Raw genomic sequence first — 1,135 nt, 5'->3', positions numbered from 1 at the left:
GCCGCCGGGAACACCCGCCGGGCCGGCGTCGTTACACCCCCCGCGCCGCCGAGCAGCTCGCCGGCCCAGAGCCGGTAGCCGCGGCCGGGAACACCCGCCAGGCCGGCGTCGTTACATCCCCCGCGCCGCCGAGCAGTTCGCCGGCCCAGAGCCGGTAGCCGCGGCCGGGAACACCCGCCGGGTCGGTGTCGTTACATCCCCCGCACGGCCGAGCACCACCGGCCGTCCCCGGTCCATCAGCGGGGGAATGATCCGCTGACCCGGACCGTTGGACCACCCTCCGGAACACCCGAGCAGGCCCCTGCTGGGCCGCCGGCTGATCCCCCCACGATCTTTCCCCGCCCGGCATGCCCCCGTGTGCCGAGTGCGCGTTTCCCCCGACGCAGAGGAGCACGCCATCATGCGTACCGATCTGATTCGTAAGGCCGCTCTGACCGCTGCTGGTCTCGCGTTCACCGGCGGCGCTATCGCCGGCCCCGTCACGGCCGCGTTCGCCGCGGAGAGCACCGCCAAGCCGACGTCCCAGCCGCAGTCGCAGTCGCAGTCGCAGTCGCAGTCTGAGCGTAAGGGTCATGGTGAGCGGCAGTTGGGTGTGCGGTACGAGGCGCAGCCGAACTTCTACTACTGCGGTCCGGCCGCTACCCGTAACGCGCTGAGTGTGCAGGGCAAGGACATCAGCGTGGACGCGATGGCCAAGGAGATGGGCACCACCGAGGCCGGCACCAACAGCATTAACGACATCACGCCGGTGTTGAACAAGGAGACCGGTAAGTCGGACGCCTACCACAGCGTGGAGATCAGCAAGCCCGACGCCGACGCCACCCAGACCGACCGGTTGCGCGCCGACATCGTCAAGACCGTTGATGACGGTCGGGCCGTGGTCGCGAACATCGCCGGCACCAGCGTCGACACCGACGGCAACACCCACTCCTTCGAGGGCGGGCACTACATCAGCGTCGTGGGCTACCGCGATGACGGCAACACCGTGCGGATCGCCGACTCCGCCGATGCGAACACCGCCGCCTACGACATCACCGTCGAACACCTCGCCGACTGGATCGCCACCCGCGGCTACGCCACCAGCTGACAACCACACCGCAAAGGGCCGGACCCCACGGGGTCCGGCCCTTTCGGC

Annotated in this window: 1 protein-coding gene; it reads left to right on the top strand. The window is 69.8% G+C overall.

Annotation, left to right across the window (positions count from 1 at the left end; translation table 11 throughout):
* Nucleotides 1-400: 400 nt before the first annotated feature.
* Nucleotides 401-1,087: a C39 family peptidase gene (locus tag ACIBTX_RS32400; RefSeq protein WP_396833405.1), complete on the top strand. Its 687-nt coding sequence runs from the start codon at nucleotides 401-403 to the stop codon at nucleotides 1,085-1,087.
* The last annotated feature ends 48 nt before the right edge of the window (nucleotides 1,088-1,135 follow it).

Origin of the sequence: Micromonospora sp. NPDC049359 (assembly GCF_044466585.1) — a bacterium.
GTDB lineage: Bacteria > Actinomycetota > Actinomycetes > Mycobacteriales > Micromonosporaceae > Micromonospora.
Note: the sequence above shows the minus strand (reverse complement) of the source record. Positions and strands in the feature narration are given on the sequence as shown.